Genomic DNA, 6900 nt, shown 5'->3' with positions numbered 1-6900 from the left:
ATCGATGTGTGGGTGGCACTCGGGCTTCCGAGCGAGAAGGTCATACGGCAGTCCTGCAGCAAAGCCGCGAAGGTGATTATCTATCCCTATGGCGGCCGGACTGCCGAAGTGGGGTGGGACAAGGTTAAGAACGGCACCAGCCGTTTCGACAATCTGCGAGTGATCAATTTCTCGGAGGCCGACACTGCCGCACTTGCCAAGTTGGCCAGCCGCGCGATGAAGCTACAGGTCAATATCCAAGACGGCGAAGTGATGGTCAGCGTCGATGAGAACGTCGTCTACGTTGTGCCAGGCACATGGAAGGGCGCGGCCTAGCTTGCCCTAGCTTGCTGCCAGACCAAGGCGCCCGAGATGCGTCAGTCTACTCTGGCAAGTAAATGTCTGCACTGCGTAGGCTGCGCTGCAGCGCTGATCACTGTGATAGATGGCGGCTTCGGGCCGGTCACGTCATGACGGGAGACCAGTGGTCGCCGCATTGCTTTGTCCGCTACCTGCGCACTACTGCCGGCCGAACCACACCGCGTGCGACTGGAGCCAGCCCAGACACGCCGTTCGCCTTGGGTTGCCGAGGCCGGTGAAGCGGACCTTCAGCATGAGATCATCGGACGACCAAGCCAAGCACAGCGCGCCACCGGCAAAAGGGAACACGAAGCCGAAGGCCGTCGTCACGGCGGGCCAGCTGGCTAATGGCGCATATGCGAGCTCCACACCTTTCGGACGTCACCACCTGGAACACCAGTTCCTTCAGCCTCAGAGCAACGAGTCCTGACTTTCGAAATGGCCCTGGTGGATCTGCGGCCCCCAGGAGTATTCGGCCGGAGAAAAGGGCGCGACGATCTCCCCACCATCCTCGAAGTGCCCGGATCCATCGTTCAGCAACAAGGTGACAAGAAAACCATCCGGGCCGCCTCGGGTGAGAAGAAGATCGATATCGCCATCGAGGTCATAGTCGGCCGGCGCTTTCACGTCGCCGCTAGAGCGCGGGTCGTAGCTGGCCTCAACGAAGTCAACGCTGGCCTCCGCGATGACGACTTCGAAGAGACGCAGCCCGGGTGGTATCTCGTCTCCTTGCGAGAGGCCTGCAGCGACCATCTCAGCCTTACCGTCCCCGTCGAAATCGGCTGCGCGCGCCGAGCCGACAGATGCGAAGTCGCCCATCACTATGGAAGGGGATGAGAGGGGGCTGTCGTTGAGCATCGTGTTGATGCCGTGCCCCTCTCCTCCACCGATGAAAATTGCGTCCAGGTCGCCGTCATTGTCGAGGTCGACGATCTGCGGGTCACTCGCGGAATCTTCTGCTCCGCCAAAGACGCCGCCATAGACGAGATGACCGCTGCCATCATTGATCCAGAGCCACAGACCAGGGGAATCGTTGCCATCGGTCGCCACGATCGCGTCCAGCGCCTCGTCCCCGGTGAAGTCTATGAACAAGGCCTCATTGCCGTCGGCGCCAAGAGGAGTGGCGTCACTGCGCGCCATGACCTGAAAATGCCCCGCGCCGTCGTTCTCGAAAATGAGAAGCGACTCGGAGACGTAGCTCGTCGCGAGCAGATCGATGTCGCCGTCGCCATCCGCATCCGCCGCGTCCTGGATATCCAGCAGCTCCTCTGGGAGGGTAAGAAAGCCGTTTTCAAGGATAAACCTCTGGAGCGGCAACTCGATCCGCAGGTCGTAGCTTTCGGAGACGACGAACTGCCCACCGCCGATGTTTTCGTGTATCGTGAAGGAGAAGGCGAGTTCGACAGGAACTGCGTCGACGTCCCGAGGAGGAATCTCGACGACGCCGTCGAGCGACTGCGGGCCGCCCAGTTCGACAAAATCGTCGTCGCCATCTCCGTCCACATCGGCAGCCAGCACAGATCGACCATCCGAACGGACCCCGGGATCGATTTCCTTGAAGGCGCCTGTCCCGTCGTTGCGCCCGATCATCACCCGATTGCCGACACCGTCTGGGTTGACCTCCTCAAACCAGATATCAGTCGCACGCGGCAGGGTCGTCGGGGTCAACTCGAGATAGTCTACCCTCAGCGGCTCGCCACCGTCGCCATGGCCGACCAACTCGAAGACGTCATCACCCGAGAGGACTAACCCTTCCAAGGTGAATTCCGTCTTGCTCGCGCGGCTCGCCAGCGCGCTGCCTGTGTCGTCATCCCAGTCAAAGGCCGCGATCTCTTCTCCGTTCAGCAAGATCGCCAGCGACGACACGCCATCGCTCTCGTCGAAATAGCCAACAGTTATGTCGAAGGCTCCGCTCTGCGCCACCTGCAGGCGCGCGTGCGCTTGCTGCGCGGACCTGTGCTCGAGGTAGTGGTCGCCCGAGGCGATCTCGTTCCAAACCACCTCGAAGCCCGAGACGATCTTCATGTCCTCCGCCTCGTAGCGCAAAGGGATCAGACCGGACGGCAGGCTGGCGAAGGTGATCTCGTCGAGATCATCAACGCCCATCACGTAGACATCGTCGCCGTCCAAAGCCTCAATATCGACACGAATTAGCAAGCCATCCTCCAGGCTACGCACATAGTCGATCGGAAAGCCCAGCATATCGAGGATATCCACCCCTGGCTCATAGTCTTCGATCCACATTGACCGACTCATCTGACCGTTGATGATCGCTCCCACAACGAAAGTATCCATTCCGGACCCGCCAAAAAGTCGCCCCCCCGACGCGAGGATGTCATCCCCATCACCGCCGTAAAGAATGCTCCAGCCATCCACGACCCGTTCGAGAATATCGTCGCCGCTACCTCCCACGAGCGTGTCGACCGCCAAACCACCAACGAGTCGATCATCCCCCGCTCCGCCAAAAAGGATTGCTGGAGGGCCCCAGCCAAACTCCTCAATGCTTTCGATAACGTCATCCCCGGCAAAGCCATGAATGACGACCAGTTCGTCAGACTGAGAAGGGGTGCCCACAAGACTGTTGCTGCCTTCATCGCCGATAACAAAGGCCTCCCCGCCCTGCTTGCGCAGAAAACGGTAGTCGACACCGGTCGCCTCCATCGCGGCGTTGAAGAGGTTCTCGGCCGCCTCGTCGGGATGGCTGGTATAGGGCGCCTGCCCGATCAGCTGCCACATCGTGGCGTAGGCCTCGATACCAAAATCCTCGATGATCCGCGCGAAGATGGATGCCAGCAAGTCACCGCCGTCCCAATCGGCAAAGGAGCCGACCCAGGCCGGCGCATCGTTGATGTCGATGGTGTTGCTCCAGTCGAGCCCCGGGTCCTGCAGGTAGCGCTGGCTAAGTTCGTCGAGGATCTCTGCCCGAATGGCGTCCCACGGATACCAATTATTGAACGGCGCCTCGTCGACCCTGGCAAAGTCCATTGCGTAGTACTGGCTGGTCACCGCAAAACTGGTGGCCTCCGCCACGGGCAAGGCCCCGATCGCACCGGTGTAAAACCAGAAATTCCGGCCAAGCTCGTAGAAGGGTATATGGTCGAACTGGCCCCAGTCGCGGACATTGTCGTGCATCCAAACGTCGAAATAGGGATCCGCCCAGATCTCGATGCCGGTCAGCCCGAGATACCCCCCGCCCGCGCCGATCGTCCGCTCGACCACGGTGACGGTGCCAAGACCGTCCACCGAATAGAGTTCGTGCAGGTTCGGCTCGCGCCCGGTGACAAGCTGGTAGAACTCCCAGCCCTTATCGATGGCGTCGACGATGCGATAGAGCACCTCGTCGTCATAGCGGCTCTCGTCCTCGAGCGGCGTCAACAGCGCCACCCGCTCGCCCCGCCGCACCACCATCTCGACGTTCGGCAGTTCGGACAGGAACGGGTCGTAATCGACCGTCTCCAGAGCACGCGTGAAGGTTAGCGTGTCGAGGCGCAGCGGCTCGCCTCCGTCACCATGACCGACAAACTCCAAACGATCTCCCACCTCCAGATCGAGCCCTGCCAGAAGCCTCTCGGTACGGCTCGCGGTGCTGGCGATCGCGGCGCCTTGGTCCGAGTCCCAGTTGAAGGCGGCGATCTGCTCGCCGTTCAGAAGCACTTGCAGGAAGGACAAACCGTCGGTCTCGTCGAAATAGCCGATGGTCAAATCGAATCTGCCGCGCTGCTGCACCTCGTAGACCGCCCGCGCCTCGAGGCCCTCCGTGTGCTGCAGCACCTGGTCACCAGAGGCCGCGCCGTTGTCCACCACGCTGAAGCCCGAGAGAATTTGCAGCGCCTCGGCCTCGATCACGAAGCTTTCGCCCAGTGCCGGACTCGCGCTGGCGGCGATGTCGAGATAGTCGGTTCGCAGCGGCTCGCCGCTGTCCTGGGCGCCGCGCACCTCGATCACGTCGCCCGGCGCCAGCACCATACCGGCCACCAGATGTTCCGCCCTTGTCGCGGCCGTCACGACCGCGGTGCCCTCCGGCTTGTCCCAGTCAAAGGCCGTGACCACCCTGCCGTTGACGAGGACCTCCATGTAGGAGACCCCGTCGGTCTCATCCATGTAACCAAGTGTCAGGTCATAAAGCCCTGCTCGCCCCTCGAAGACGCCGCCAGCGGAAGAAACGTCATACGACGCTTGGGCGTAGGCGCCCCCGGAGGCGTGCGGATTGCTGGAGTAGTTGAAGCCCTGCAAGCCTCCGAGCCATTCGATCTCGGTCCTCGCTGGCAGAATTTCCGTAAAAAAAGCAAAGCTCGGCGGACCGAAACGCGAGACTACTGGGAGAGTTGTCGCCATGGTACCCAGCCTCCAATGAAATTGGTGAGTCTGAACCGCATCAATAAATTCAACAATCAATATGTGATATTACTCACCGGAAAAGATTCTTCGGAACCGTCAATTTGTGGCACCCCAAGACCAGCAGGTTTTTGCCAACACTGTTGTTGATTTCCACCCAAACATGCCCCGCTCAGCATTTTCCAAGGTGGGTCATCTCTCGATGGAAGACCCCGGTCAGTTCTGGGTGGAAATCAACAAGGAGGCCGATCGCTGCGCTTCGTCTGAACGGCAGCTTTCGGGTCGCATACCGAGCGGGGCATAGTCCGGTTCCTGCGCGTTGCTGCCGGTTGCACGTCCTGAAGCCGCAGCCAACGCCAGAATGACGTACCGGACGTCAGCTGCCGGTAATTCGGCATCTGGGTGTTGCGCCGTTGTATCGACCGACTGAATTCCTGCTCATGCTACTAGGGAGAACGTAGCGAAGAGTATGACAATGGACGACAGCATCAAGCGGTGGACGGCGAAACTGAAGACGGCCCTTGTGATCGAGATCATCCAGGGTGGGACAACGGTCTCTGAGCACAGCCGGTCAGTTCAGAAGCATGCGCTCAGCCATGGCCTCAGCCCTGGCCAGCATCCGGGACACATGCCTTAGATCGAGCTCATGCCCCTCGGAAACCTGCGTGATCACCTCACGGATCGCGCCCACGGAAGCGTCGCACAATCCGCGCCGCGCAGCCTCGCGCTCCGCGAAGGTGATGAGATTAGACTTGGCAGGACCCTTCAGACGCAGAACCTCCAGTCGGCTCAGAAGCGGTGCGGGGAGCGTCCTCAGGCTGTTCGACGTAAGGATCCAACTGATCCAGGACATATCGAAGCCAACTTGGTAGTAGGGGCATTTCCAAGCGACAGCGGACGACGGTTCCAGCAGTGGCAGCAGTCCCTCGGTCATGCCGAAAGTCTGCCCCTTGGTCGAGGTCGGTGTCCCTGCCTTCTCAATTTCGTCGATAACCACGATCGGGTTCGCACAGAGGCTCTGCACGATCGTTTGCAGGGGACGCCCGGGGAAGGACGAACCCCACCCGCGTTGCGAACCGTTGACAACAAACGAAGCCTGCTCGGCGGTTCCTTCAATGCCACAGCGTGGCACCCCCAGGTGACGCCCGAGTTCGCGCGACCAAACGCTCTTGCCGATCCCCGGCGGACCGTCGAGCAGCACAGGCGGAAGACGGAAGCCGGGCGCACCGACGCGAACCGACCGGCGCATGGCCTTCCAAAGGAAATCAGTCGCCATCGCCATCCAAGGCATCTCCGCATGTATCGCAGCGGCGATCTCGTCGGCGCGATGTTCGTTCTCGATCTGGACCAGTTCCGCGCCGTTCCGTAGTGCTTCAAGTGCACGCCGGTCATCTGTGGCCAGATGGCTCAGCCCGGAAACCTTTTTACGAGCCTGAACCAGGCGGCGCGCGCGGCGCGCCACCTTAGTACAGTCCTTTTCCGAGATCCGCACGGCGACGAGGTCCTCGTTCCATCGCAACTCATCTTCGAAGTCTCCTGGGACCTGCGGAGACACTCCCTCCTGAACGGCGCGGAGTTTGCGCAGGTGCCAGTCGAAACGGCGTCTGATGGCGAACTCGTCCTCGTCGGGATCGGCGATGCGGGCATCGATGAACTTGATCTTCGTCATGGAGGTCCTTTCAGGCGCATGGCGCCATGCCCTCGGGCAGACGCTCTGCACGAGGGGGAAGTTGGAAAGAACCCGGCCGGATTGGCCCTGAGGGATGCCGAAAGCGCCGCTAGCCGTCAACGGCGCCCACCAGGACGGAGCACTGCCACGGCGCATCAAAGGCCGCAAATCCGCCAGTCGCGCAAGCCATTGATATAAAAAGAAACCACCGACTGCGACGCAGCCGATGGTCACTAATCCTATGCCGGAATGGACAAATTACCCCGGAAATGGACAAGATTTAGTGGGTCCTACATCTGACTCTTCTGACTCTGACTCCTCAGCCGCACTTCGAGTGACCGCAGCTCGAGCAGGTCATGCAGCCTTCGACCATCATCATCGAGAACTGGCCGCAGGACGGGCAGGCCTTGCCGCGGGGTGCATCGAGGCCCACGACCTTCGCCGTCGGGTCGGCCTTCAGCCCCTTGCCCTCGCCCTCGAGGAAGCCGGTGGCGACGAGGTGCTTCTCGATCACCCCGCCGATCGCCGCGAGGATCGAGGGGATGTACTTGCCCTGC

At 61.0% G+C, this 6900-nt stretch carries 3 protein-coding genes and 1 pseudogene; 1 reads left to right on the top strand and 3 read right to left on the bottom strand.

The features are described 5' to 3' along the window. A partial coding sequence (locus ACN0Q0_RS17150; RefSeq protein WP_417244438.1) for a YaeQ family protein occupies window positions 1-315 on the top strand: 315 nt, incomplete at its 5' end. 435 nt (window positions 316-750) lie between these two features. Here the strand turns inward: ACN0Q0_RS17150 and ACN0Q0_RS17145 are convergent. From ACN0Q0_RS17145 to ACN0Q0_RS17135, 3 genes and pseudogenes are all read right to left on the bottom strand, one after another. After that, window positions 751-4674, bottom strand: a complete 3924-nt coding sequence (locus ACN0Q0_RS17145) for an FG-GAP-like repeat-containing protein (protein ID WP_343501771.1) — start codon at window positions 4672-4674, stop codon at window positions 751-753. 571 nt (window positions 4675-5245) lie between these two features. Beyond that, the gene (locus ACN0Q0_RS17140) at window positions 5246-6343 is read right to left on the bottom strand and encodes an AAA family ATPase (RefSeq protein WP_343501772.1); all 1098 of its coding nucleotides are present in this window, start codon (window positions 6341-6343) and stop codon (window positions 5246-5248) included. Window positions 6344-6662: 319 nt separating this feature from the next. Continuing rightward, window positions 6663-6900 (bottom strand): annotated as a pseudogene (locus ACN0Q0_RS17135) (ribonucleoside-diphosphate reductase, adenosylcobalamin-dependent); the annotation flags it as partial.

The sequence above is a fragment of the Celeribacter sp. genome, from assembly GCF_048259695.1.
Lineage (GTDB): Bacteria > Pseudomonadota > Alphaproteobacteria > Rhodobacterales > Rhodobacteraceae > Celeribacter.
Note: the sequence above shows the minus strand (reverse complement) of the source record. Positions and strands in the feature narration are given on the sequence as shown.

Excerpts from the sequence above, each read along its gene's own strand:
- ACN0Q0_RS17145 (WP_343501771.1), bottom strand. The coding sequence starts at position 4,674 with ATGGCGACAACTCTCCCAGTAGTCTCGCGTTTCGGTCCGCCGAGCTTT.
- ACN0Q0_RS17140 (WP_343501772.1), bottom strand. The coding sequence starts at position 6,343 with ATGACGAAGATCAAGTTCATCGATGCCCGCATCGCCGATCCCGACGAG.